Here is a 25,763-nt window from a genome sequence, read left to right as displayed (position 1 = left end):
CTGACACGGCGACGGATGCCGGGGGCCGACGCGGACTCAGCGCGAGACGATCTCCTCGGCGTTGGCCTGGATCCAGGTCATCAGCGGCATGACCCGCTCCATCAGCTCGACGCCGAGCGGCGTCAGGGAGTACTCGACCCGCGGTGGGACTTCTGGGTAGGACGTCCGCTCGACGATGCCGTCGGCAGCGAGGGTGCGGAGGGTCGTGGCGAGCATCTTCTCGCTGATGCCGTCGACGCTGCGCCGCAGCTCACCCCAGCGTCGGGTCCCGTCGGTGAGCGACAGCAGCACGAGGACGCCCCACTTGCTCATCACGTGGTCGAGGACCGTGCGCGACGGACACGCTTCGGTGAAGACCCCAGGCGTCTCCTGCTGCATCTGCGCGAAACTGACCGACATGTCAGCAGCTTACCTGAAAGTGGGTACCCCCGATCTGGAATGTTTCGTTACGGCGCGGGGGTTCTCCCCGGTGTCGCGCATCTCGCTCGATCATCGAAAGGACTCGCCATGACCATCCTCGTCACCGCCGCCAGCGGCCAGCTCGGCCACCTCGTCGTCGACGCGCTCCTCGCACGCGGCGCCTCTCCCGACAGCATCGTCGCCGGCGCACGCACGGTCGCGAAGGCCGCCGACCTCGCCGACAGGGGCGTGCGGGTCGTTCCGCTCGACTACACCGCACCGGCGTCGATCGACGCCGCCCTCGAGGGCGTCGACAGCGTCCTGCTGATCTCGGGTTCGGAGCCGGGCGGCCGAGTGGCCGGACACGTCAACGTCATCGACGCCGCTACCAGCGCCGGTGTGACGAAGCTCGTCTACACGAGCGTGTCGCACGCCGACACCGTGGACCTCGTCCTCGCGCCCGACCACAAGGCGACCGAGGAGGCCATCGCGGCCAGCGGCATCCCGGCCGTCCTGCTGCGCAACAACTGGTACATCGAGAACTACGCGGGCGACCTCGCCGGCGCCGCCCAGACCGGCGTGATCTCGGCCGCCGTCGGCGACGCCGCCGTGTCCGCCGCCGCCCGCGCCGACTACGCCGAGGCGGCTGCGGTCGTGCTGCTGGAGGACGGCCACATCGGGCGGACCTACGAGCTCGCCGGCCCCCGCGCGACCTATGCCGACATCGCCGCCGCCATGGGCGAAGTCCTCGGTCGCGACGTCGCCTACGTCCCCGCGACGCCGGAGGAGCTGGCGGCCCGCCTCGCCTCCTTCGGCCTCGACGAGGGCACGGTCGGCTTCGTCGTGGCGCTCGACGCCGGTATCGCGGCCGGTGCGCTCGACGTGACCGAGACGGACCTGAGCGATCTGATCGGCCGGCCCGCCACGTCGTGGGTCGAGGCCCTGCGCGCGGTGGCTCCCGCGAACTGACCCTCGCCCCGCACGACGCGACCGCGGCATCCATATTCATCGGAATGGATGCCGCGGTCGCTGCGTTGACTCCGGTATGCAGAGCTTCGGAACACTGTCCTTCGGCCACTACGGCCCCCTCGGCGGGGGTCGCGAACTCACCGCCGGCGATTCCCTGAAGCAGGCGATCGACCTCGCACAGGGGATGGACGAGCTCGGCGTCAACGGCGCCTACTTCCGCGTGCACCACTTCGCCCGGCAGCAGGCCTCGCCCATGCCGCTGCTCGCCGCGATCGCCGCGCGCACCTCGCACATCGAGGTCGGGACCGGCGTCATCGACATGCGTTACGAGAACCCGCTCTACCTCGCCGAAGAGGCTGCAGCGGTGGACCTCATCAGCGACGGCCGGCTGGCCCTCGGCGTCAGCCGTGGCTCACCCGAGAGCGTCGTCCGCGGGTACGAGACGTTCGGCTATACCGGTTCGCAGGATCCCCGCGGCGCCGACATCGCCCGCGAGCACTTCGACGTGTTCCTGCGCGCGATCGACGGCGAGGGTTTCGCCGAGAGCGACCCGCACAGCCCGTTCGGCAGCGGTCAGGGGCTGCAGCGGATCGAGCCGCACTCCCCCGGGCTGCGCTCACGCGTCTGGTGGGGCGCGGGCAACCGGGACTCCGCCGAGTGGGCAGGCCGCATAGGGGTCAACCTCATGTCCTCGACGCTCCTCACCTCGGCGGACGGTCGCCCCTTCGACATCCTGCAGGCCGAGCAGATCGACGCGTTCCGCGCCTCGTGGCGCGAGGCCGGGCACGCCGGCACGCCCCGGGTGTCCGTCAGCCGCAGCATCTTCCCGATCACGACGGCCGAGGACGCCATGTACTTCGGCGGACGCTCGGACGGAGACCAGATCGGCGTCATCGACGGCATGCGGTCGACCTTCGGCAAGACCTACGCCGGGACGCCCGACGAGCTCGTCGAGCAACTGCAGCACGACGCCGCCGTGCGCGAGGCCGACACGCTCATGCTGACGATCCCGAGCCAGCTCGGCGTCGCCTTCAACCTGCGCCTCGTCGAGTCGTTCGCGCGTCATGTGGCACCGTCGCTGGGCTGGGCTCCGACGAACGCGGTCGCGACGGCCTGACACCGGCCCGCCGGATCGAGGCTCGACGCGGAAGACGGTGCTGCGGGACACTGATCCCACCGGCGCCCGCCGGGAACGGCGGAAGGCACAGTATGACCCGGGTCCGCGTCGACCTCAACATCTCCCTGGACGGTTTCGCGACGACGACCGACCAGACCGCGGAGAACCCGTTCGGCGACGATTGGGGCCGGCTGACGCGTGACTACACCGCCACGCGGACGTTCCGGGAGCGCGTGCTCCACGACACCTCGGGTGAGGGGACGACAGGAGTGGACGACGCGTACGCCGAGCGCTACTTCGACGCTCTGGGTGCGGAGATCATGGGTGCGGGCATGTTCGGACTGCACGAGCACGGAGAGGACCCGGACTGGCGCGGGTGGTGGGGGGACGAACCGCCGTTCCGCATCCCGGTCTTCGTCCTGACGAACGCGACGAGACCCCCGATCGAGTTCGCGAACGGAACGGTCTTCCACTTCGTCACCGCGACACCGCGCGACGCCCTCGACCTCGCTGTCGCCGCAGCTCATGGTGGGGACGTACGCATCGGAGGTGGCGCCGAAACCGTCCGCAGTTTCTTGCGAGAGGGCCTGGTCGACGACCTCCATGTCGCGATCGTGCCGATCGTGCTCGGGCGCGGCATCCGCCTCTGGGACGACCTGCGCGGCCTGGAACAGGGGTACAGCGTGACCTCCGAAGCCGCACTGAGCGGCGTCGTGCACACCACCTTCCGGCGCGAGACGGTCTGAGCGGAGGACGCTCCCCCGCCCAGCCGAAGAACCGGACCGGTTCACCCACACACACACACAGGGCCGGACACCGACGCGGGCGTAGTCTGGGGGCATGCGGACCCGCGCGGACATCGAGTGCTGGCTCACCGACATGGACGGCGTCCTCGTTCACGAGAACACGCCGATTCCGGGCGCGGCCGAGCTCTTGGAGCAGTGGCGAGACGACGGGACCCCGTTCCTCGTCCTCACGAACAACTCGATCTTCACGCCGCGCGACCTCAGCGCGCGGCTTCGAGCCTCGGGCCTCGTCGTCCCGGAGGAGTCGATCTGGACGTCGGCCCTGGCCACCGCGGACTTCCTCGCCTCCCAGAAGCCGGGGGGCACGGCCTTCGTCATCGGCGAAGCGGGTCTGACGACGGCGCTCCACGAAGCCGGGTTCATCATGACCGAGACGAGCCCCGACTACGTCGTCGTGGGCGAGACGCGGAACTACTCGTTCGAGGCCATCACCAAGGCGATCAGGTTCATCGGCGCCGGGTCGCGTTTCATCGCCACCAACCCCGACGCCACCGGGCCGTCCATCCAAGGCGTCCTCCCGGCGACGGGAGCCATCTCGGCGCTCATCACGAAGGCGACCGGTAAGGAGCCCTACGTCGTCGGCAAGCCCAACCCGATGATGTTCCGATCGGCGCTCAACCGCATCGGCGCCCACTCCGAGAACACCGGCATGATCGGCGACCGCATGGACACCGACGTCGTGGCAGGCATCGAGGCGGGGCTCCACACCGTGCTGGTGCTCACCGGCATCAGCGACGCGACCGAGATCGAGCGCTATCCGTTCCGACCCGACGAAATCCTGGGCTCCGTCGCCGATCTCGTCCGCGAGGAACCCCTCGAGAGCGACTCCCCGGACGTCAATCCATCGCTCGGGCTCTGACGAGCCCGCACCTCATCGGCTCGGGGTCACCACCCCATCGAGCCCGGGACACCCTTGAACGGCCCCACCACCTGCGACGTGATCCACCCGCCGTAGAAACGGCCCGGCTGCGGCGTGACGACCTCGCCCGCGACAGTGCACTCGTCCATCTGTTGCGCGTACACCGCCACGCGATCTGCCAGCTCCTCGTAGCCCGGCTCGGGATTCGGGTAGTTCCATGCCGCGGCCTCGCGCGTCAGACCGCCGCCGTGGACGTCGAGGTAGCGCGCGCCGCCCTTGAACTCGCAGAACGACGCCCCCTGTCCGCGCGTCAGCGCTCCCGGCACGAAGTCCGCGATCGGCAGGTAGTAGACCGGCGGGTGACTCGTTTCGAGCACCCGCAGAGCACCGGTCGTCGCCACGATCCGCTCGCCGCCGAGGGTGATGGTCACGGTGCCGTGGACCGCTTCGACGCGAGGGGGTCGTGGATAGTCCCAGACGCTCTCCTGTCCGGGTCCGACCGGTTCGGGAGTGGGATGCCGCATGCGTCCAGATTAAGGGCGGAATCTCACCCAGGGGCCGCTCCCGGGGCCCCGGCATCCCGCGATAATGGACCCATGACGGCCCGGCGCCCGACGGCCTACAACGCGATCTCCACGTCCTCGCGCGTGGAGATCCTCCACCTGCTGCAGACGACTCCGCAGCAGACCGTCGGCGAGCTCGTGGCCGCGACGAAGCTACACCCGAACACGGTTCGCGAGCACCTGCAGCGCCTCATCGAGCGCGGCTTCGTCGCGACCGAGGTCGAGAAGCGCACCGTCCGGGGCCGCCCCCGCGTGTTCTATCGCGCCGTGGACGGGGTGAGCGTGTCGAGCCCCGAGCACCGCCGCAAGGTGCAGGCCGCGGCCGAGCGCGGCGACCTCATGCGCCGCATCATGCCCGGCACCGCCGGCTCGCTCACCGGTGAGGAGCAGCACCAGCTCGATGCCCTCGTCGAGCAGCTTCTCGACGGAGGGTTCGATCCGGAGATCGACGAGGACGCCCTCACCATCGATCTCACGCCCTGCGCTCACGCCGCCGACCAGGCGGACAACCGCGAGACGCTCTGCGATGTGCACCTGGGCCTCATGAGAGGCGCCCTGGGCGAGGCCGGCGGTCCGCTGGAGGTCGCGGGGATGCGCACGTCGTGCGACCCCCAGCAGTGCGTGATCCAACTGATGCGTCGACGCAACGACGCCTGATCCGACACTCCCTTCCACACCTCCTGACCAGGGGATTCTTCGGCCGACCATTTTGCACGGCCCGTCCTCGTACGCCGCCGGGCGCGTCGTTCTACCGTGAGAGAACACCCGTGGAAGGACCGAACCCGTGGACTTTCTGGACCCGCTCATCCTGGCTCGCTGGCAGTTCGGCCTGACGACGCTCTACCACTACCTGTTCGTGCCGCTGACGCTCGGCATGGCGCTCACCGTGGCGATCTTCCAGACGATCTGGCACCGCACCGGCGACGTGAAGTGGCTGCACCTCACGCGCCTGTTCGGCAAGATCTTCCTCATCAACTTCGCGATGGGCGTGGTCACCGGCATCGTGCAGGAGTTCCAGTTCGGCATGAACTGGTCGGACTACTCCCGGTTCGTCGGCGACGTGTTCGGCGCTCCCCTCGCCTTCGAGGGCCTCATGGCGTTCTTCTTCGAGGCGACGTTCATCGGGCTGTGGATCTTCGGCTGGGACAAGCTGCCCCGCCGCATCCACCTGCTCACCATCTGGGCGACCGCGTTCGGCTCGATTCTGTCGGCCTACTTCATCCTGACCGCGAACGCGTTCATGCAGAACCCGGTCGGATACCAGCTGAACCCCGAGACCGGCCGGGCGGAGCTCACGAACTTCTTCGAGCTCCTCACCAATCCGGTCGCGCTCGCCGCCTTCCCGCACACGATCTTCGCGGCGTTCATGTTCGCCGCCGCCGTCATCATCGCCGTCGCCGCGTGGCACCTGCGCCGCGGGCAGCACGTCGAGACGATGCGACCCGCACTCCGGTACGGCATGTGGTTCATGATCATCTCCTTCGCCGGGACCGCGATCAGCGGCGACCAGCTGGGGCTCGTCATGGTCGAGACGCAGCCCATGAAGATGGCGGCCGCCGAGGCGCTCTGGAACACGGCGTGCGGGGCCGACGCATCCTTCTCGATCTTCTCCATCGGCACGCCCGACGGCACCGCCGAGGTCTGGTCGCTCCGCGTCCCGTACCTGCTCTCGTTCCTCTCCACGCACAGCCTCGACGGCTGCGTCGAAGGCCTGAACAACCTGCAGGCCGACTACACGGCGCGCTTCGGCGCGGGCACCGACTACATGCCCGAGATCTGGGTCACCTACTGGTCGTTCCGCTGGATGATGGGCTTCGGCGGCATCGCGACCCTCATCTCGGTCGCCGGTCTCTGGGTCACACGGAAGAAGGCCGCGCGCCCCGTCGCCGGCTGGATGTGGCGCGTCGCCATCTGGTCCGCACCGCTGCCGCTGTTCGGCAGCCTGGTCGGCTGGATCTTCACCGAGATGGGCCGGCAGCCCTGGATCGTCTTCAGTCTCATGCACACCTCCGACGGCGTCTCGCCGAACGTCCCCGCCTGGGCGGTGCTGATCTCGCTCGTCGCCTTCACCGCGGTATACGCGTCGCTCGCCGTCGTCGAGTTCCGCTTGATCCTGAAGGCCGCGCAGAAGGGTCCCGATCCGCTGCCCGGTCCCGATGACCCCGACCCGCGCGACTTGCCGATCGACCAGACCCCCTCGACGGTCTACTAGGAGCACGCCATGGATCTCGCCTACCTCTGGTTCTTCATCGTCGGTGTGTTCTTCGTCGGCTACTTCGTGCTCGACGGCTTCGACTTCGGCGTCGGGATGAGCCTGCCGTTCCTCGGCCGCGACGAAGTCTCGCGCCGCCAGGTGATCAACACGATCGGCCCGGTGTGGGACCTCAACGAGACCTGGGTCATCGTCGCCGGCGCCTGTCTGTTCGCCGCGTTCCCGGAGTGGTACGCGACCCTCTTCAGCGGGTTCTACCTGCCGCTGCTGCTCATCCTGCTCGCGCTCATCCTGCGCGGCGTCTCGTTCGAGTACCGCCACCAGCGCGAGGGCCTCGCCTGGAAGCGCGGCTTCGACCGGATGATGGTGATCGGCTCGGTCGTCCCGGCGCTCCTGTGGGGCGTCGCGTTCGGCAACATCGTCCAGGGCGTCCCGATCGACGGCGACAAGAACGTCACGGGCACCCTCTTCGACCTGCTGAACCCGTACGCCCTGTGCGTCGGGATCACGACGCTCCTGCTGTTCTTCCTCCACGGCGTCTACTTCGTGGGGCTGAAGGCCGACGGCCGGGTGAAGGAGGATGCGCACCGACTCGCACGCCGCGCGGCGCTGCCGACGATCGTCTTCGCCGCCGCGACCGTCGTCTGGACGACCCTCATCGCGATGGATCGCGACGCCCCGATGATCGCCGCGGTGATCGGATGCGGCGCGGCCGCCGCGATCGCTCTGCTCGCCTCCGCGGTCGCCAACGTCCGGCGGCGGGACGGCTGGGCCTTCGCTCTCGGCGCCGTCACGATCGTCACCGCGGTCCTCACACTGTGGTTCGCCCTGTTCCCCTACGTCATGCCGTCCTCCACCGACCCGGCGTACTCGCTCACGATCGAGAACGCGTCGAGCACCGACTACACGCTGACGGTCATGACCTGGGCCGCGGTCGTCTTCCTGCCCGGCATCCTCGCCTACCAGGCCTGGACCTACTGGGTGTTCCGCAAGCGCATCACCCGGGTGGAGATCGAGAAGGCGGATGCCGCGGCTGCTCACTGAGCGCGCGGAGGGAGCGAGCCATGTCAGACGACGCCACGCCGCGGCAGCCGCCCGTCGACCCGCGGCTGTGGCGGTACGCGACGGCATCGCGCTGGTTCTTCGTCGCCGTCGCCCTGCTGTCGCTCCTGCAGACCGCGGCGATCGTCGGCTTCGCCTTCTTCACGACGCGCGCGATCGTCGACGCGATCGCCGGCGAGGATGTCGTGGGAACCCTCACGGCACTGGCCGGGGTGGTGCTCGCCCGGTCCGCTCTCTCGCTCCTGCGTGAGCGGGTCGCGGCGCGTGCCTCCGCCCGCGTCGAGTCGCAGCTCCGGGACGCGGTGCTCGACGCCGTCGCACGGTTGGGTCCCGGCTGGACGGCGACGCGCAGGACCTCGCATCTCGCACTCATCGCGGGTCGGGGACTCGACGCGCTCGAACCGTACGTGGGCCGCTACCTGCCGCAGCTCGTCCAGACCGTGATCGCGACGCCGATCCTCGTCGCCGTGATGTGGTCCGCCGACGCGATCTCGGGGCTCACGGTCCTTCTCACCCTCCCCCTCATCCCGATCTTCATGATCCTCATCGGCCTCGCCACCCGCTCCGTGCAGCGACGGCAGTGGGAGACCCTGACGCGACTCGCGACACGGTTCTCGGAGACCCTCCAGGGGCTGTCGACGCTGACCGTGTTCGGCAGGCAGCGTCGCGCCGCCGACGCGATCGAACGCGTGACCGACGACTACCGTCGCGAGACGATGACGGTGCTGCGCGTGTCGTTCCTTTCAGGGTTCGCCCTGGAGTTCCTCGCCTCGATCTCGGTCGCGATCGTCGCGGTGGCGATCGGATTCCGCCTGATCGACGGCACGCTGACGCTGAGCGTCGGGCTGTTCGTCCTCCTCCTCGCCCCCGACGCGTTCCTGCCGCTGCGTCAGGTCGGTGTGCAGTTCCACGCCTCGAGCGAGGGCGTCGCGGCAACGCGCGACGTCTTCGCCGTGCTCGATGAAGCGGGTGCAGCATCCTCAGCGCCCGCCTCCGGCGTCGCACCCACCGGAACGGATCACGTCCTCCGCGTGCAGGGCCTGCGAGTGCGGGACCTGCCGCCCGTGGACGTCGAGGCGCGATCCGGCGAGATCGTCCTGATCGAGGGTCCCAGCGGCGCGGGCAAGTCGAGCGTCCTGCACGCACTCCTGGGATTCGCTCCCTCGACCGGGCGCGCCGAGATGGACGGTGCCGCCGTCGCCTCTCTCGCACCGTCGTCATGGCTCGCATGGGCGGGCCAGCGCGCAGGCCTCGCCGGCGGCACCGTCGCGCAGAACATCCGCCTCGGCGACGACGGCATCCCCGACCAGATCGTGCGGGAGGCGCTCACCCTCGTGGGCCTCGACGACCTCGATCCCGACCGGGTTCTCGGCGTGCAGGGGGCGGGGCTGTCAGGCGGTCAGGCGCAGCGCGTCGCGGTCGCCCGGGCGCTCGCCCGCCACCTGCACGACCGTGTGCCCGTGCTCGCGCTCGACGAGCCGTCGGCCGCGCTCGACGCTGCCGCGGAGACCCGCCTCTGGCGCTCCCTGCGTCAGGTCGCGGATGCCGGAGCCCTCATCCTCCTGGTCTCGCACCGGGAGAGCGCCCGGAGCATCGCCGACCGGGTCGTCCGCCTGAGTCCCGCGAAGGTGACGGCGTGACCACCACGAGCGACGTGCTGCGCGAAGCGGTCCCGTCGCCTCGGCGATTCTGGCACGCGCTCGCGTCGGGATTCCTGTCGGAGGCTTCGGCCGTGGCACTGCTCGCGGTGAGCGCGTGGCTCATCGTCCGCGCCTCGGAGCAGCCGCTAATCATGTACGTCACGACGGCGGTCGTCGGCGTCCGGGCGTTCGCCCTCTCGCGGGCGCTCTTCCGCTACACCGAACGTCTGTCGAGCCACGACGCCGTGCTCCGGCAGCTCGCCCGGACGCGCACCGATCTCGTCCGGCGGCTGCTCCCCCATGCTCCCGCAGGCCTCGCGTCATCGTCGCGCGGCGGCGCCTCGACCGCCCTCGTCGACGACGTCGACGAGTTGCAGAACCTGTCCCTTCGCGTGATCCTGCCGCTCGTGTCCTCGGCGACCGTCGCGGCGGGCTCCGTCGTCCTCGTCGCCGTCGTGTGGTGGCCGGCCGCGATGACCCTCCTGGGGTGTCTGATCGCCGCCGCACTCGCGTCACTGGCGTGGGGCTGCGCGGCGGGCGCCCGCGCCGAGCGGTCGATCGCACCCCTGCGCGCGCACCTGCGCGACGCGGTCCTCGACCACGTCTCGCGGCTCGACGTCCTCGTCGCCTTCGGTGCCGAGGCCACCTCGCGTGCCGCGATCCGTGATGCGGATGCTGCCCTCCGCCGCGCCGTCTTCCGTCGGGCGGGTGCACAAGCAGGCACCGCCGCGCTCGTCTCGCTCGCCGCGGGGGCCGCGACGATCGCCGCTCTCCTCATCGCCGCTCCGGCAGCGGGACCCGGTGGAGCCCTCTCGGGCCCGGCGCTCGGCGTCGCCGTCCTCGTCCCGATGGCGGTGTTCGAGGTGTTCACGGCCGTGCCCCAGGCCGCATCCGCCTGGCGGCAGGTGCGGGCCGCGGCATCCCGAGTCGTCGGCGTCGTCCCCGAAGACGTGCCCGACGAGATCCCCGCGGAAGGCACGCCCACAGGCGTGGCTCCGCCCCTCGGCGACGGTCTCCGGTTGCGCGGCGTCGACGTCCGCTGGCCGGGCGCCGCGTCGCCCGCGCTCACCGGCGTCGACCTCGACGTCCGCCCCGGCGAGCGCCTGCACGTCGTTGGTCCGAGCGGTGCGGGCAAGTCGACACTCGCGCAGGCCCTCGTGAGGTTCCTCGCGGTCACCGGCGACTACACGGTCGGCGGCCGCACGGTCGACGACATCGCGCCCGACGATCTGCGTCTGACCGTGGGGCTCTGCGAGCAGCATCCGATGCTCTTCGACGAGGACATCCGGCAGAATCTTCTCTTCGCGCGCGACTCCGCGACCGACGCGGAACTCGAGGCCGTCCTCGAACGCGTCGGGCTCGGCGACTGGCTCCGTGCCCGGGGCGGTCTCGACGCGCGGGTCGGCGAGCGCGGCTCGCTGGTCTCGGGCGGCCAGGCGCAGCGCATCTCGCTGGCGCGGGCGCTCCTGCGCGACTTCCCTGTCCTGATCCTCGACGAGCCGACCGCGGGCGTGGACCCCGACGCGGCGGACGCGCTCCTCACGGATCTGCTGGGAGCCGTCGATGCCTCGCGCGCTGTTGTCCTCATCTCGCATGCCGGGGTCCCGGCATCCCTCGTGGACCGCACCGTTCGGGTCACCGGCGGACGTATCACGGCCGCGTGACCTCAGCCGATCGGGACTCAGCTGGTCACAGATTCACTGGTCGGCGCTTCGCGTTCCGCGGCCGCGGCGATGCGGTTGGCCATGCCCTTGAAGATGAACCCGTGGAAGGGCAGGACGGCGAACCAGTAGAGCCGGCCGGCGAGCCCGGTCGGGAAGAACACCGCGCGCTGATCGTAGCGGGAGCCCGAACCGTCGGGCGTCGCGCGCAGCTCGAGCCAGGCGAGCCCGGGCACCTTCATCTCCGCCCGCAGCCTCAGCAGCCGCCCCTCCTCCACGGCCTCGACGCGCCAGAAGTCGATCGCATCGCCCGCGGCGACCTTTCCGCGGCTTCGGCGACCGCGCTGCAGGCCGACGCCGCCGACGAGGCGATCCATCCAGCCGCGCACGGCCCAGAGGAACGGTGACGAGTACCAGCCGTTCTCCCCGCCGATCCCGACGATCACACGCCACAGCTGCTCGGCGCTGGCCGACGTGGTCGCGGACTGCTCGTCGGTGAACACGAGCCGCCCCGCCCATTCCGGGTCGCTCGGCAGCGGATCACTCGGCACGGAGGAGACCTCCGCATCCTGCCAGCTGGTCTCGACGGCATCCGCTTCGACCTTGCGGAGCGCGAGTCGCACGGCTTCGCGGTACGGCGTCAATCCGCCCTCGGGCCGCGGCAGCAGGTCGTCGACGTCGTGGTCGTCCATGATGCACTCGTTCTGCAGCGAGGCGATGAGCGGACGGGCGATCGCGCGCGGCACGGGGGTGACGAGGTTCACCCAGTGCGACGCGAGTCCCGGGGTCAGGACGGGCAGCGCCGCGATCGCCCGCTGGCGGAGTCCGGCTTCGACCGCATAGCCGTTCATCATCTGCCCGTAGCGCAGCACGTCGGGGCCGCCGATGTCGACCGCGCGGTTCACGTCCGGATCGACGTGAGCCGCAGCCAGGAGGTAGTGGAGGACGTCGCGGACGGCGATCGGCTGGATGCGGTTGCGCACCCACTTCGGCGCCGGCATGTAGGGCAGCACATCGGTCAGGTGCCGGACCATCTCGAACGATGCCGACCCCGACCCGATGACGACGCCCGCCTGCAGCACGAGGGTCGGAGCTCCGCTGTGCAGCAGCGTCTCGCCCACCTCGACACGAGAGCGCAGGTGGGGACTCAGCGAGACGCCGGCCGGGTGCAGACCGCCGAGGTAGACGATCCGACCGACGGATGCCTCCGCCGCCGCGTCGGCGACGGTCTCGGCCGCGCGCAGATCCTTCGTCTCGAAGTCGTCGCCGCCGCCCATCGAATGGACCAGGTAGTACAGCACGTCGACGTCCTCGACCGCCCGCGAGACGGCATCAGCATCCTCCGCCGCGCCCTCGACGACCTCGACGTCGTCACCCCAGACGAAGGCCGCGAGCCGATCCGGGGTACGGGCGAGGACACGTACCCGGTACCCGGCCGACAGGAGCCTCGGGACGAGTCGCCCACCGAGGTATCCGGTGGCGCCGAGGACGAGAGCACGAGGTGCGGACCCGTCGGATCGAGGGCGTGCGACGAGGGCCGGTTCGCGGCCGGTGGGGGCGGAGAGCTCGCTCATGTCGCCACGATAGACCGGTCGACAGAGGGGCCGGCCCCCGCTCAGCAGGCCGCATTTGTCAAGAGACCCGGCCCCGGATGCGCGGTGCCCGTCGACTGCGTACCGTGGAGAGATGGCCAGGTCATCTCGCCCCTCGGTACCCCCTTCCTCCGACGCGCTGACCCGCTCCGCGCCGTCTCCCCGGCTGGCGGTGGACGACGTGGTCGTCGTCGACACCAAACGCGTCCGGACGGCGATCGGCGGAACCGTCGTCGGGAACTTCATGGAGTGGTTCGACTTCGGGATCTACGGCTACCTCGCCGTCACCATAACCGCGGTGTTCACGGCAGACCTCCCTGAGCCGTGGGGTCTGCTGGCCACGCTCTTCGGGTTCGCGATCTCGTTCCTGGTCCGCCCCATCGGCGGCCTCGTGCTGGGGCCGCTCGGTGACCGCATCGGACGCCAGAAGGTGCTGTTCTTCACCATGGCGATGATGGCGCTCGCTACAGCGCTCATCGGTGTTCTTCCCACCAGCGCGCAGATCGGACTGTGGGCGATCATCCCCCTCTACGTCCTGAAGATGATCCAGGGCTTCTCGACCGGCGGTGAATACGCGGGAGCGACGACGTACGTCGCGGAGTTCTCACCCGACAAGCGGCGCGGCTTCTGGTCTTCCTGGCTCGACCTCGGCTCCTACGTCGGTTTCGCCGCCGGCGCGTCCGTCGTCGCAGTCACGACGGTCATCACCGAGTCGGTCTGGGGCGAGACCGCGATGACCGACTTCGGCTGGCGGATCCCGTTCCTCGTCGCGATCCCCCTCGGAATCGTGGCGATCTGGTTCCGCCTCAAGATCCCCGAGACCCCCGCATACGAGAACACCGCCGGGTCCGACGGCGAACCCGATCGCGACGATCCGCTCGCCCGTCACGGTGTTCTCGGCATCCTCCGTCACCACTGGCGCGAGGTCCTCATAGGAATCGCCATCGTGGCCGCGACCAACACGGCGGGTTATGCGCTCACCAGCTACATGCCGACGTACCTCGAGAAAGAGGTCGGCGTCTCGAACCTCGGCGCCGCGGTGGCCACCGTTCCCGTCCTTCTCGTGATGTCGGCCTGTTTGCCGTTCATCGGCCGGTTGAGCGACCGGATCGGTCGCCGACCGGTCTACATGATCGCCGCCGGATCGACGATCGTCCTCATGGTCCCGGCCTTCGCCATCATGCAGATCGGTCAGGAGTGGGCGGTCTTCATCGCGCTCGGGATGGTCGCCATCCCCGTGGCTTTCTACGTCGCCGTGTCCGCGTCGACACTCCCGGCGCTCTTCCCGACGGCGTCGCGCTTCGGCGCCATGGCGATCGCCTACAACGTCTCGGTCTCGCTGTTCGGCGGCACGACGCCGTTGTTCAGCCAGGCGCTCATCGACCTCACCGGCAACACCTACATGCCGGCGTTCTACATCATGTTCTTCGCACTGCTCGGCGGCCTCTCACTGCTGTCCATGAAGGAGACCGCGAAGCGGCCGCTCCTCGGTTCGGTGCCCACCGTCGAGACCCACGAGGAGGCCGTCGAGGTCGTCGCTCGCCAGGACGAGGACCCGCTCATCGACACGTCGACGATGCCGATCCCTGTCCACCGGTCAGAGGTGGATTCCGTACGCCCGTGACCCGGGCCCAGAGGGCAACGCAGTGAAGCCCAATCGGGTGTAGAACGCCATCGCGCCGGTGTTCTCGGCCGACGCGACGAGGTGCAGGCCGGTGACCCCTCGCGCGCGGAGCGCGGCGCGCAGAGTGTCGATCAGACGGCGCCCCGCCCCGCGCCCCTGGGCCTGCGGCAGGAGATCGATGTGCAGATGCGCGGGGAACTCGGCCGCGTACCGTTCGGGCTTCTCGCCTCGCCCATAGGCGTAGAGGAGCGTGCCGTCCTGCCGGGTCACCTCGGTCTCGGGCTTGGGCCACCGGTCCGCGAATCGCGGCCACCAGTCGCGCTGGAACCACGTCTCGAACGCGTCCGTGTCGTCCGTCGCCACGACGTAGCCCACCGGGACACCGTCCTCGTCTTCGACCACGAAGGCGAGGTCGGGATGGCGTTCCGCGTAGGGCAGCGCCCAGATGTGTCCCCAGATCGCGTCATCCTCGAAGATCCCGGTCGCGTCGCCCCCGGCATCCGCCGTCCGCAGGCAGATCTCCGCGAGGGCCGGTTCGTCGCCGGAACGGAACGGACGGATGCCTCCCACCCCGGTCACCGGCGACGTCCGTTCCCGAACACTCCACGGATGACGCTCCCGATGATGGACTGCGTCGTCTTCGACCCGAGGATTTCCTCGAGGGGCGATGACTGACGCGTGCGGTTCGTGCGGGTGCTGCCACCGGTGGTCCGGAGGATCCGCTCGTACTCGCGTTGCGCGTCGCGCTCGGCCTTCTGCTGCGCCTTGTCCGCAGCGGCCTTCTGCTTCGCGTACTCCGCGTCGGTCTTCGCCTTCTCGGCGGCCGCCTTGGCCGCATCCGCTGCGGCGTCCGCCGCCGCCATCTTGGCGCCGAGGATCTCACGCGCGGATTCCCGGTCGACGGCGGTCCCGTACGTCGCGAGAAGAGGCGAGGCGGCGACCACCGCCTGCACCGCGGCCTCGGGCGTCGGCGACATGAGGCCCTGGGGTGCGCGCAGCCGCGTCCACGCGACGGGTGTCGGGGCGCCCTTCTCGTTGATCACCGTGACGATCGCCTCGCCGGTGCCGAGCTCCTGCAGGACCCGTTCGAGGTCGTAACCGGACGCCGGGTACGTGCTGACCGTCGCGCGCAGAGCCTTGGCGTCGTCGGGTGTGAAGGCTCGGAGGGCGTGTTGGATGCGTGAACCGAGCTGGCCGAGGACGTCGGCGGGGACGTCCTTCGGTGTCTGCGTGACGAAGAAGACACCGACACCCTTCGACCGGATGAGGCGCACCGTCTGCACGATCGCGGCTGTGAACGCCTTCGACGCGTCACGGAACAGCAGGTGCGCCTCATCGAAGAAGAACACCAGCTTCGGCTTGTCGGCGTCCCCCACCTCGGGGAGGATCTCGAAGAGCTCCGCCAGCAGGTACATGAGGAACGTCGAGAACAGCTCGGGCTTGTCCGCGATGCCGGGAACCTCGAGCAGCGAGATGACGCCGCGGCCATCGGGAGCCGTCCGCAGGAAGTCGTGGACGTCGAACTCTGGTTCCCCGAAGAAGACGTCGGCGCCCCCGTCGGCGAAGGTGATGAGCTCGCGCAGGATCACTCCCGCCGTCGCCGACGACAATCCGCCGAGCTTCTTCAGCTCGGGCTTGCCCTCGTCGCTCGTCAGGTACGTGAGCACCGCCCGGAGGTCCGGGAGGTCGACGAGCGGGAGCCCGTGGGCGTCGGCGTAGTGGAAGACGAGCCCGAGGCTCGACTCCTGCGTCTCGTTGAGTCCCAGCACTCGGCTCAGCAGCAGCGGACCGAATCCGGTGACCGTGGCTCGGACCGGGACCCCGGTGCCGATCCCGCCGAGGGCGAAGTACTCCGTGACGGATGCCGCGGGTTCCCACGCCTGCCCGATCGCCTCGGTGCGGGCCAGGAGCTTGGGGTTCGACTCCCCGGGCGTGGCGACGCCGGTGAGGTCGCCCTTGATGTCGGCGGCGAAGACGGGCACGCCCTTCGCGGCCAGTTGCTCCGCGAGCCCCTGCAGCGTGCGGGTCTTGCCGGTGCCGGTCGCTCCGGCGACGAGGCCGTGACGGTTGGTCATCGCGAGCGGGATGCGGATCTGCGCGTCCCGGACCGGGTCGCCGTTGACGAGGGCGCCGAGGTCGAGCGTCGCCTCGTCGAAGGTGTACCCGTCGACGATGCGGCGGACCTCCGTGTCGTCGAGCGGCCCCGTCGTGAGGGTCGGTGCCACGGCGACGGATGCCTCGGGCGACGCTGCGGCCGCTGCGACGGGTGCCTCGGCAGGCTCGGCGACGGGTGTCTCGGCGGGTTCCGCGACCGGTGCCTGGGCGGATGCCGCTCCCGCGGGCGCGGCATCGGTCTTCGCCGCCTCGGCTCGAGCAGCCGCGAGGGCGGCCTGGGCGCGGGCGAGCTTCAGTTCCGCCGCAGCGGCGGCGGCCTCCGCTTCGAGACGGGCGAGTTCGGCGGCGGCTTCATCGGCGCTCATGCCGTCAGCCTAGCGAGAGGCGGCGCTCGCGCTCCCGGACGATGGGGATCGTGAGCGCAGCCGCGACCAGGAGCGTCGTCGCGACCCCGAGCACCATCGCTCCGAGCGTGTCGGTGAGCCAGTGAGCGTGCACCTGAGTACGACTGAAGGCCATGAGCAGGGTCCACGCGATCCCCACCACCGCCACCCAGGCTCGCGGGAACAGGATGACCGCGACGGTCGCGATCACGGCGGCATTGGCGGTGTGACCCGAGGGGAAGGAGCCGTGGTCCGAGATGACGAGCATCTCCTCCGGGCGCACCCGCCCGAACAGTCCTTTCAGGAGCTGGACGAGGAGGGCACCGACGATGGATGCCGCGAGAAAGAAGACCGCACCCCACGGCCGTTTCGCCAGCGCGAGCAGAGCGGCGCCGACGAGCGGGACGACGTAGGTGCCGACCACTCCCGCACCGAGGACGTTCATGAGGAACGACACCGGACGGATGCCGGGCAGGAACGTCGTCACGTAGGTGTTCCACCACGCGTCGAGGTCGATGAGTTCGGAGTCGGTCGCTTCGACGGCGATGCCCGTCGCGACGGCGATCACGAGCAGGATCGCGCCGACGACCGCGAGCCGCAGGCCGATTCCGATCTCGTGTTCATGCGTGGGCACTGTCGTCATGGGTTCATCCTGGCCGACATCGGGCCGAAGAACCTGGCCCTTGCGCACGGGCACCGGGGTGCTTCCACGTCACGAGAGGCTATGAACAAGGCTCCGTCAGGACCCCCGCAGATGCAGGCGAATACACTCGAATCGGCGCGCCCGCGCCTCCCTACCCCGACCGACGAGGCCACTCCATGACCCCGAACGATCCCGCCGGAAAGCGGAAGAGCGGCAACCCCGCGACGCAGGCACAGCTCAACCTGAGCGTCAAGCAGCAGCGCGAGCAGCAGAAGCAGCAGAAGCTCGCCGAGTACCAGCGCCAGCTCGCGAAGCGCCGCCGCACCAAGGCCACGTGGTGGATCGTCGGTACGACCGCCGCCATCGTCGTCATCGGGCTCGTCGCCGCCTCCTACTTCCTCACCCCCCGTCCCGTCTCGATCGCGCGCGGCGACGGCGACGGCGCCGGCATCAGCGGGGTGCAGACCTTCGAGCACACCGCGAACCACGTCGAGGGTGCCGTCGACTACGAGCAGACACCGCCGGCCGGCGGCGACCACAACGCCGTCTGGCTCAACTGCGGCGTGTACACGCAGCCGGTCCCCAACGAGAACGCGGTCCACGCCCTCGAGCACGGCGCCATCTGGATCACCTACGACCCGGCGAAGGTCGACGACGCCGGCGTCGCCGCCCTCAAGGCGGAGCTCCCCCGGGATTACACCGTCCTCTCGCCCTACGAGGGCATGGACACCCCGATCACCGTCAGCGCGTGGAACGCGCAGCTGAAGGTCGATTCGCCCGATGACGAGCGCATCGGCGAGTTCATCAAGGCCTACTGGCGCAACACCAACGGTCCGGAGCCGCTGGCAGCGTGCACGGGCGCCCTGGACGCCCCCGGCAAGCAGTGATGAGCGAGACCGTCGGCGACGAGCCGGGCACCGAGCGCACCCTGCCCCCGTGGTGGGCGGTTCTCCTCGTGGCCCTGGCCGTCGCCGCGGTCGCGTTCGCCATCGGACGCTTCTCGACGTTCGGGATCGCGGGCTCCACGCCCGCGGAAGGCTCGGCCGACGCGGGCTTCGCCCGCGACATGCAGGTCCACCACGCCCAGGCGGTCGACATGGCGATGACGATCTACGCCGAGACGGACGACGCTGAGCTCCGCGCCCTGTCCTACGACATCGCGACCGGCCAGTCGTCGCAGCGCGGTGAGATGTTCGACTGGCTCGTGAAGTGGGGCCTGCCGCAGTACTCCGATCAGCCGATGGCGTGGATGGCGGCATCCGGGTCCGGGCACGCCCACGGCGTCGCATCGAGCGCACCGCAGACCGACGACGAGGTCCGGGCGGCGATGGGCATGGCCTCCGACGAGGAGATGTCGGCCCTGCACGATGCCACCGGCAAGAAGGCTGACTGCATGTTCCTCGGGCTCATGATCCGCCACCACGAGGGCGCGATCCCCATGGCCGATGCTGTCCTCGAGCTCGGATCCGACGAGCGTGTGAGGGTCTTCGCCGAGAACATGAAGAAGGGACAGACCTTCGAGATCGAGGCGATGACCTCGATGCAGCAGCGCCTCGGCTGCAGCTGACACGCACGAACAGAAAGAGGGGGATGCCGGTGGCCACCGGCATCCCCCTCTTCGTCGTCCCGGGCGATCAGCCCTTCGTCGCCCCGGCCAGCAGGCCGCGGACGAAGAAGCGCTGCAGCGCGAAGAACACGATCAGCGGGACGAGGATCGAGATGAACGTACCCGCCGACTGCAGGAACCACTTGTTCCCCCAGGTCCCCGACAGCGAGTTCAGGGCCTGCGTGATCGGCAGCGCACCCGGGGAGGCGAAGATCGTCGCGACGAGCAGGTCGTTCCACACCCAGAGGAACTGGAAGATGCCGAACGACGCGATAGCGGGGGCGGCCAGCGGCAGGATGATCCGGAAGAACACCTGACCGTGACCGGCGCCGTCGACGCGGGCGGCCTCGATGATCTCGCCCGGGATCTCGGCGATGAAGTTGTGCAGCATGAACGTCGCCAGCGGGAGAGCGAAGATCGCGTGGGCGATCCAGACGCGGGCGAAGCTGTAATCCACCTCGTTGAGACCGAAGCCGGGGAAGATGGGCACGTCGTTGATGCTGAGGCCGTCCGAGAACAGGCTGAGCAGGGGCACGAGAGCCATCTGCAGCGGCACGATCTGCAGTGCGAAGACGAACACGAACAGGGCGCTGCGTCCCTTGAAGTCGATCCACGCGAACGCGTAGGCCGCGAGAGCCGCCATGACGATCGGGAAGACGGTCGCGGGGATCGTGATCGCGAGCGAGTTCACGAACGCCGAGGCGAGGGTCGTGGACGTCCCGCCCGAGTTCAGCGCCTGCAGGTAGTTGTCGAGCGTGAAGGACGGATCCGTGAAGGCCGTCCACCATCCGCTCGTCTGCGTATCGCTGCCGGGACGGAACGACGTCACGAACAGGCCGAAAGTCGGGATCGTCCAGAAGATCGCGATGATGGCGGCCGCGATCGTGGCGCCCTTCGACGTGAGCTTCTTGTGGGCGATCGCCTCGTTCTTGCGCGTGTCGCGCGCGACCTGGCGGGCGGTGCGGTTGTCGACCGGAGTGGTCGGGGCTGCGACGGTCATCAGCGGATCTCCCTCTGCTTGGCCATCGATCGGGCGTTGTAGATGATCAGCGGCAGGACGAACAGGAACAGCACGACGGCGAGCGCGGACGAGTGCCCGAAGCTCTGGAACCGCTGCTGCTGGTTGACCATCTCGAACCCGAGGACGGTCGTCTCGTCGCGACCGCCGGTCATGACGGCGACGATGTCGTAGACCTTCAGCGACGCGATCGTCACCGTCGTGAGGACGACGATGAGCGACGAGCGGATGCCGGGCACCGTGACGTTGCGGAAGCGCTGCCACGCGTTGGTGCCGTCGAGCTCGGCGGCCTCCATCTGCTCGACGGGCACAGCCTTGATCGCCGCCGACAGGATCACCATCGCGAAGCCGGTCTGGGTCCAGATGAAGACCACGAGGAGCATGAGCGTGTTGATGATCGGCTTGATGGCGAGCCATTGCACGGGATCGCCCCCGAAGGCCGTGACGATCGCATTGAGCAGACCGATCTGGTCACCCTGACGGGCGTCGTACATGAACTTCCAGATGATGCCGGCGCCGACGAACGAGATGGCGACCGGCATGAAGACGAGGACCTTCAGCAGTTTCTCACCGCGCGCGCGGTCGATGAAGACGGCGTAGGCGAGACCGATCGCCACCGAGATCGTCGGGGCGAGCAGTGCCCAGAGGATCGTGTTGACGATCGAGGCGGTGCCGGTCGGGTTCGTGAAGACCCAGATGTAGTTCTCGAGGCCGACGAACTCGTCGCCCGTCTTGTTGAAGAACGACTTGAAGATCGTGGCGATCGCCGGGTAGACGAGTCCGAGGATGAGCATGATGCTCGCGGGCGCCATGAACAGGATGAGCTGGAACAGGTATCCCGCGCCCTGACGGGAGCGGAAGTCCGCGAAGAAGAGCAGAGCCCCGACGAGGAGGGCGATGGCCACGACGTAGACGACAGCGTTGGCGTACGGACGCAGCAGCAGGAAGGCGAGCACCGGGATCACGAGGCACGCGACCAGCCGCATGATGAAGTAACCGCGACCGGGGCGGGGGGCGAACTCGATGAGGACGAGGATGATCCCGACGACGATCCCGAATACCACGAGGATGACGGGGATCTGGATGAGGGGGTTCAGCGCTCCGAGCCACAGGAAGAAGCTGTTGAGCGAGAACCCGATCGTGATGCGCGAGGACTCTTCACTCGAGGCGGTGAAGGCGAGCAGGAACGCGACGAGCGCGATGAGGATGAAGCCCGCGACGACGACGATCCGCGTGATCGATCGCCCCTTGGGGTCTTGAGCGTGGGTGGTGACGGCAGGTTCGGTGTCGACAGGCCTGTCGACGGTCGTCTGCGACATGCGGGTTCCCTTCTGGGTACAGCGGCGTACCCGTGCGGTACGGACGGGAGAAGCGGGGCCGGGCTTGTGCAGCCCGACCCCGCTCGGCTCAGCCGATCGTCAGGCGACGATCAGTTCTCGTAACCGGCCTGGATGTCGGAGAGCACCGTGTCGGTGTCCTTGCCGTCGATCCAGTCGACCATGCCCTTCCAGAAGGAGCCCGAACCCACGGTCGCGGGCATCAGGTCGGAGGCGTCGAAGCGGAAGACCGTCGAGTCGTCCTGCAGCGTCGTCATCGCTTCCTTCAGGAACTCGCTCGAGGCGAGGCTGGGGTCGGCGTTCTTGTTGGCCGAGATGACGCCGCCGAGCTTGACGCGGGCGTCAGCGAACTCGGGCGATGCCATGAACTCGAGGACCTTCTGAGTGGACTCGTCGTCCGAGAAGCCTGCGACGAACTCGCCGCCGCCCTCGACCTGGAGCTCACCCTCGGTGTAGCCGGGCATGATGAACGCGTAGACGTCGCCGTCGGGCGCGACCTCGGGGGTGTTGCCGTCCGCGGTCTTCACGTCGAGGAAGTTCGCCGACAGGAACGACGCCTGGTGCGTGAGGGCGCAGTCGCCGCTCGCCACGGCAGCCGCGACGTCACCGAAGGCGGTCGAGTTGATGCTCTTCACGTCGCCGTAGCCGGCGTTGACGTAGTCGGGGTTGAGGAGGATCTCACCCACGGCGTCGAACGCCTGCTTGATCTTCGCGTCGGTGAACTTCACGTCACCGGCGACCCACTGGTCGTAGACCTCGGGGCCGGACTGACGGAGGACCAGGTCCTCGATCCAGTCGGTGCCCGGCCAGCCGGATGCCGCCTCGGACGAGAAGCCGGCGCACCACGCGGGCTTGCCGGTGGTCTCGACGATCTTGTCGGTGAGCGCGATCATCTCGTCCCACGTCTTCGGGGCCTCGACGCCCCACTCGGCGAACTGCTTCGGCGAGTACCAGACGTAGCCCTTCAGGTTCGCGAGCATCGGTGCCGCGTAGAAGGTGTCGTCGAAGGTCCCGTACTTCTTCCAGTCGGGCGACCAGTTCGCGTCGACCGCCTTCTCGACGGCCTCGGAGCCCTTCATCACCTTTCCGGTGTCGACGAGCGTCTTCAGCAGACCCGGCTGCGGAACGATCGCGATGTCGGGGGCGTCGCCACCGGTCACCTTGGTGACGATGTTGCCCTCGAACGACTTGTCGCCGACGTACTCGACAGTGATGCCCGTGTCCTTCGTGAACTGGTCGAAGGATTTGTTCAGGGCGTCTGCCTCGCCGCCCGTGATGCCGCCGGAAATGCGGACGGTCTTCTTGGCCTCTCCGCCGCCGTTCCCGCTGCCGCCTTCCGCGCACCCTGCCAGCATCAGTGCGGCTGCACCGAGAAGTGCGACGGGGGCAAGAAGACGGTGTCGCTGTGACAATGCCATGTACTTCTCCTCTTTCGGGATCATCGTCCGCCCAGAGGAGCCTTGGCCGCATCCTTGGGGAACCGATTCCAGGACAACCTACTGGCGCGAGAGGCCCGGACACAACAGCGAAATATCAAGGTTCTGCAACCATTGTCCCGTGGGCTATGATCCGCATGGGAGCGGTACCACGCGTTCGACGTGGAACCGGTTTCCTCTCGGCATCCCACCGGCTACGCTGGTCCGCGTTCTGCAGTGTCGTCGAGAACCGGGTCGAGGAGGACCGATGAGCACCATCGCCGACGTTGCGCGCGAGGCCGGCGTCTCGAAGGCGACCGCGAGCCGCGCTCTCAGCGGCAGTCCGCAGGTGTCCCCCGCCACCCGCCAGCGCGTCCTCGACGTCGCGCTGCGCCTCGGCTACGCGCCGTCGACGAGCGCCGTCAGCCTCGCTACCGGGCGCACCCGGAACATCGGGGTGATCCTTCCCCACGTCGACCGGTGGTTCTTCGCCGAGGTCCTGGAGGGCATCCAGGAGGCACTTCTGGAGCGCGGGTTCGATCTCACTCTCTACGATGCGACGCCGGGCAGCATCGGCCGGCAACGCGTGTTCACCGATCTGCTCTCCCGCAAACGGTTCGACGGCCTGATCGCGGTGGGGCTCGAACCCGCCGTCACCGAACTGCAGGACCTCCTCTCCCTCGGGAGGCCCGTCGTCAGCGTGATCGGGACCGAGGAGAGAACGAGCCTCGTCGCCCTCGACGACGGCCACGCCGCCGGGCTCGCCACCTCGCACCTGGTCGCGCTGGGTCACCGGCGCATCGCTTTCCTCGGCGGCACCTCCTCGACGCACTGGCCGCATGTCGAGTCGGCCCGGTACGAGGGATACGAACGGGTCATGCGGGAGTACGGTCTGGGCGAGTACGTCACGAGGACTCCCGCGGAGCTGTCGATGCCCGCGGGGTACGAAGCCGCCGTCGACCTCCTCAGCGACTCGTCGCACCGCCCGACGGCCGTGGTGGGCGCCTGCGACGAGGTCGCCATCGGCGCCATCATCGCCGCCCGACGCCTCGGACTGCTCGTCCCGTCAGAGCTCAGCGTCATCGGCATCGATGACCACGTCAATGCCGAGATGTTCGCCCTCACCACGCTGCGCCAGGTACCGCGTGAGCAGGGCGCGACGGCCGTGGAGCTGCTCATGCGCCACCTCGACGATCCGACACTCGAGCCGATCACCGTCTCCATCCGACCCCGGCTCGTCGTGCGCAACTCGACCGCCGCGCCGTCGGGGGCGACCCCCGCCGCCGTTCGGGATTCCGGGCTCTCCCGCGCCGCGAACGCCTGATCACGGCTCGCGCCGCGCATCGTTAACGCCGGAAGGCTCCGGATACCGCGGCATCCGGAGCCTTCCAGTGAAGGGAATCGCCTTACTTGACGGAAACCGTCGCGCCGGCAGCCTCGAGGGCCTCCTTGGCCTTGTCGGCAGCTTCCTTGTTCGCGCCCTCGAGCACGGCCTTGGGAGCACCGTCGACGACGGCCTTGGCCTCGCCGAGGCCGAGCGAGGTGAGCTCGCGGACGACCTTGATGACCTGGATCTTCTTGTCGCCGGCAGCCTCGAGGATGACGTCGAAGGAGTCCTTCTCCTCAACCTCTTCAGCAGCAGCGCCACCGCCGGCACCGGCAACGGCGACGGGGGCAGCAGCGGTGACGTCGAACTTCTCCTCGAACGCCTTCACGAACTCGCTGAGCTCGACGAGGGTGAGGCCGGCGAACTGCTCGAGCAGCTCCTCGGTGGAAAGCTTCGCCATGATGTATCTCCTAGATAGATGGGGTGTGTGTAAAAGAGCTCGCCCGTCGCTTACGCGGCGTCAGCGGTCTCCAGCTTTTCGCGAAGCGCGTCGATGGTGGCGGCAGCCTTGCCCATCGTCGCCTTCATCATGCCCGCAGCCTTCGCCAGCAGAACCTCACGGCTCTCGAGCGAGGCGTACTTGTTGACCTCGTCGGCAGTGAGGGCGTTGCCCTCGAAGATGCCGCCCTTGATCACCAGAAGCGGGTTGGCCTTGGCGAAGTCACGCAGAGCCTTGGCGGTGGCGACGAAGTCACCGTGCACGAAAGCGACGGCCGAGGGACCCTTGAGGTCCTCGTCCAGAGCCGTGATCCCCGCGTTGTTCGCGGCGATCTTGGTCAGCGTGTTCTTCACCACGGCGTACTGCGCGTCCTGACGGATGTTGTTGCGCAGCTGCTTGAGCTGGGCAACCGTCAGACCGCGGTACTCGGTCAGCAAGACGGCGTTCGAGTCCTCGAAGTTCTTCGTGAGCTCGGCGACCGATGCATCCTTCTGCGCCATGGTCACTCCTTGATGTGTACGAGACGCTCCGCGGTGGCGGAGCATCGACCTCGACGGTCGGGCTGCATGAGAAAAGCTCCGGCGCAAGCGCACGGAGCTTTGGGCCCGGTCTCCCGGAAGTCTGTCGTACACCTGCGTGGGCCCCTGCGATGCAGAGCTTCGATCGGGTGCGCATGCGCACGACGATGACCGACGGTCTTTGGCTTGACTCCAGTGTATGCCGCGCCGCGGCGCGTGCCAAATCCCGGCATCCGAGCCTCCGGGGGCGTCGCCGCGCTGTCGCCGCGCCGTCGCCGCGCTGGCGCCGCGCTGGCGCCGCGCTGGCCAGGCCGTCGCCGCGCTGGCCAGGCTGGCGCCGCGCTGGCGCCGCGCCGGCGCCGCGCTGGCCAGATCATGTGCTCGCAACGAGAGCCCAT

At 69.0% G+C, this 25,763-nt stretch carries 24 protein-coding genes; 13 read left to right on the top strand and 11 right to left on the bottom strand.

Annotated features, from left to right (window positions below):
- Positions 1-36: 36 nt before the first annotated feature.
- Entirely contained in the window at positions 37-399 is a 363-nt protein-coding gene (locus tag ACIQLK_RS06270) for a winged helix-turn-helix transcriptional regulator (RefSeq protein ID WP_400363501.1), read from the bottom strand.
- A gap of 108 nt (positions 400-507) precedes the next feature.
- Here ACIQLK_RS06270 and ACIQLK_RS06265 point away from each other — a divergent pair, with 108 nt between their 5' ends.
- The 4 genes from ACIQLK_RS06265 to ACIQLK_RS06250 all read left to right on the top strand — a co-directional run bounded on the left by ACIQLK_RS06265 (position 508) and on the right by ACIQLK_RS06250 (position 4,150).
- Positions 508-1,368, top strand: coding sequence for an SDR family oxidoreductase (locus ACIQLK_RS06265; protein ID WP_400363499.1), 861 nt, complete (start codon positions 508-510; stop codon positions 1,366-1,368).
- A 76-nt stretch (positions 1,369-1,444) separates the two neighbouring features.
- On the top strand, positions 1,445-2,485 hold the full coding sequence (locus ACIQLK_RS06260) for an LLM class flavin-dependent oxidoreductase (RefSeq protein WP_400363497.1): 1,041 nt from the start codon (positions 1,445-1,447) through the stop codon (positions 2,483-2,485).
- A 92-nt stretch (positions 2,486-2,577) separates the two neighbouring features.
- Positions 2,578-3,231, top strand: a complete 654-nt coding sequence (locus tag ACIQLK_RS06255; protein WP_400363495.1) for a dihydrofolate reductase family protein — start codon at positions 2,578-2,580, stop codon at positions 3,229-3,231.
- A gap of 94 nt (positions 3,232-3,325) precedes the next feature.
- Entirely contained in the window at positions 3,326-4,150 is an 825-nt protein-coding gene (locus tag ACIQLK_RS06250; protein WP_400363493.1) for an HAD-IIA family hydrolase, read from the top strand.
- A 26-nt stretch (positions 4,151-4,176) separates the two neighbouring features.
- Here ACIQLK_RS06250 and ACIQLK_RS06245 read toward each other — a convergent pair whose 3' ends face one another.
- Positions 4,177-4,674: a DUF427 domain-containing protein gene (locus ACIQLK_RS06245; RefSeq protein ID WP_400363491.1), complete on the bottom strand. Its 498-nt coding sequence runs from the start codon at positions 4,672-4,674 to the stop codon at positions 4,177-4,179.
- 72 nt (positions 4,675-4,746) lie between these two features.
- On the opposite strand from ACIQLK_RS06245, the gene ACIQLK_RS06240 reads away from it, so the two are divergent.
- From ACIQLK_RS06240 to cydC, 5 genes are all read left to right on the top strand, one after another.
- A complete protein-coding gene (locus tag ACIQLK_RS06240) occupies positions 4,747-5,370 on the top strand; it encodes a helix-turn-helix transcriptional regulator (protein ID WP_400363489.1) in 624 nt (207 codons plus the stop codon).
- Between the two features lie 127 nt (positions 5,371-5,497).
- Positions 5,498-6,925: a cytochrome ubiquinol oxidase subunit I gene (locus ACIQLK_RS06235; protein WP_400363487.1), complete on the top strand. Its 1,428-nt coding sequence runs from the start codon at positions 5,498-5,500 to the stop codon at positions 6,923-6,925.
- Positions 6,926-6,934: 9 nt separating this feature from the next.
- On the top strand, positions 6,935-7,969 hold the full coding sequence (gene cydB, locus ACIQLK_RS06230; protein ID WP_400363485.1) for a cytochrome d ubiquinol oxidase subunit II: 1,035 nt from the start codon (positions 6,935-6,937) through the stop codon (positions 7,967-7,969).
- A 20-nt stretch (positions 7,970-7,989) separates the two neighbouring features.
- Positions 7,990-9,627, top strand: a complete 1,638-nt coding sequence (gene cydD, locus ACIQLK_RS06225; RefSeq protein ID WP_400363483.1) for a thiol reductant ABC exporter subunit CydD — start codon at positions 7,990-7,992, stop codon at positions 9,625-9,627.
- Positions 9,624-11,291, top strand: coding sequence for a thiol reductant ABC exporter subunit CydC (gene cydC, locus ACIQLK_RS06220; RefSeq protein WP_400363481.1), 1,668 nt, complete (start codon positions 9,624-9,626; stop codon positions 11,289-11,291). The genes cydD and cydC overlap by 4 nt, the downstream gene beginning before the upstream one ends.
- A 17-nt stretch (positions 11,292-11,308) precedes the next feature.
- Here cydC and ACIQLK_RS06215 read toward each other — a convergent pair whose 3' ends face one another.
- Positions 11,309-12,862 carry an SDR family oxidoreductase gene (locus tag ACIQLK_RS06215; protein WP_400363479.1) on the bottom strand — a complete coding sequence of 518 codons (1,554 nt, stop codon included), beginning with the start codon at positions 12,860-12,862 and terminating at the stop codon, positions 11,309-11,311.
- Positions 12,863-13,052: 190 nt separating this feature from the next.
- Between ACIQLK_RS06215 and ACIQLK_RS06210 the strand changes: the two genes are divergently transcribed.
- Positions 13,053-14,504 carry an MFS transporter gene (locus ACIQLK_RS06210; protein WP_400363885.1) on the top strand — a complete coding sequence of 484 codons (1,452 nt, stop codon included), beginning with the start codon at positions 13,053-13,055 and terminating at the stop codon, positions 14,502-14,504.
- Here ACIQLK_RS06210 and ACIQLK_RS06205 read toward each other — a convergent pair.
- From ACIQLK_RS06205 to ACIQLK_RS06195, 3 genes are read right to left on the bottom strand one after another with little or no spacing between them, the layout of a single operon-like run.
- Complete coding sequence (locus ACIQLK_RS06205; protein WP_400363477.1) at positions 14,478-15,083, bottom strand: GNAT family N-acetyltransferase; 606 nt, start codon at positions 15,081-15,083, stop codon at positions 14,478-14,480. The two genes, ACIQLK_RS06210 and ACIQLK_RS06205, sit on opposite strands and share 27 nt — an antisense overlap.
- The gene (locus ACIQLK_RS06200) at positions 15,080-16,984 is read right to left on the bottom strand and encodes a helicase HerA-like domain-containing protein (protein WP_400363475.1); all 1,905 of its coding nucleotides are present in this window, start codon (positions 16,982-16,984) and stop codon (positions 15,080-15,082) included. Before ACIQLK_RS06200 ends, ACIQLK_RS06205 begins: the two co-directional genes overlap by 4 nt.
- Before the next feature lie 4 nt (positions 16,985-16,988).
- Positions 16,989-17,645: a phosphatase PAP2 family protein gene (locus ACIQLK_RS06195; RefSeq protein WP_400363473.1), complete on the bottom strand. Its 657-nt coding sequence runs from the start codon at positions 17,643-17,645 to the stop codon at positions 16,989-16,991.
- Positions 17,646-17,821: 176 nt separating this feature from the next.
- Here ACIQLK_RS06195 and ACIQLK_RS06190 point away from each other — a divergent pair, with 176 nt between their 5' ends.
- Both ACIQLK_RS06190 and ACIQLK_RS06185 read left to right on the top strand, forming a co-directional pair.
- Positions 17,822-18,532, top strand: a complete 711-nt coding sequence (locus tag ACIQLK_RS06190) for a DUF3105 domain-containing protein (protein ID WP_400363472.1) — start codon at positions 17,822-17,824, stop codon at positions 18,530-18,532.
- Positions 18,529-19,212 (top strand): DUF305 domain-containing protein, encoded by a 684-nt coding sequence (locus ACIQLK_RS06185; protein ID WP_400363470.1) that lies wholly within the window; start codon positions 18,529-18,531, stop codon positions 19,210-19,212. The genes ACIQLK_RS06190 and ACIQLK_RS06185 overlap by 4 nt, the downstream gene beginning before the upstream one ends.
- Positions 19,213-19,279: 67 nt before the next feature.
- On the opposite strand, the gene ACIQLK_RS06180 is transcribed toward ACIQLK_RS06185, so the two are convergent.
- The 3 genes from ACIQLK_RS06180 to ACIQLK_RS06170 form a co-directional block, all read right to left on the bottom strand.
- Positions 19,280-20,251, bottom strand: a complete 972-nt coding sequence (locus ACIQLK_RS06180) for a carbohydrate ABC transporter permease (protein WP_400363468.1) — start codon at positions 20,249-20,251, stop codon at positions 19,280-19,282.
- Positions 20,251-21,588, bottom strand: a complete 1,338-nt coding sequence (locus tag ACIQLK_RS06175; protein WP_400363466.1) for a carbohydrate ABC transporter permease — start codon at positions 21,586-21,588, stop codon at positions 20,251-20,253. Before ACIQLK_RS06175 ends, ACIQLK_RS06180 begins: the two co-directional genes overlap by 1 nt.
- A 110-nt stretch (positions 21,589-21,698) precedes the next feature.
- Positions 21,699-23,024 carry an ABC transporter substrate-binding protein gene (locus ACIQLK_RS06170; protein ID WP_400363464.1) on the bottom strand — a complete coding sequence of 442 codons (1,326 nt, stop codon included), beginning with the start codon at positions 23,022-23,024 and terminating at the stop codon, positions 21,699-21,701.
- Positions 23,025-23,289: 265 nt separating this feature from the next.
- Between ACIQLK_RS06170 and ACIQLK_RS06165 the strand changes: the two genes are divergently transcribed.
- Positions 23,290-24,345: a LacI family DNA-binding transcriptional regulator gene (locus ACIQLK_RS06165; protein ID WP_400363462.1), complete on the top strand. Its 1,056-nt coding sequence runs from the start codon at positions 23,290-23,292 to the stop codon at positions 24,343-24,345.
- Positions 24,346-24,427: 82 nt separating this feature from the next.
- Here the strand turns inward: ACIQLK_RS06165 and rplL are convergent, their stop codons facing one another.
- Positions 24,428-24,808 (bottom strand): 50S ribosomal protein L7/L12, encoded by a 381-nt coding sequence (gene rplL / locus ACIQLK_RS06160; RefSeq protein WP_018186979.1) that lies wholly within the window; start codon positions 24,806-24,808, stop codon positions 24,428-24,430.
- Between the two features lie 50 nt (positions 24,809-24,858).
- Entirely contained in the window at positions 24,859-25,347 is a 489-nt protein-coding gene (rplJ, locus tag ACIQLK_RS06155) for a 50S ribosomal protein L10 (RefSeq protein ID WP_091351904.1), read from the bottom strand.
- Positions 25,348-25,763: the final 416 nt, after the last annotated feature.

This window comes from Microbacterium sp. NPDC091382 (assembly GCF_044757025.1).
Taxonomy (GTDB): Bacteria; Actinomycetota; Actinomycetes; order Actinomycetales; family Microbacteriaceae; genus Microbacterium.
Note: the sequence above shows the minus strand (reverse complement) of the source record. Positions and strands in the feature narration are given on the sequence as shown.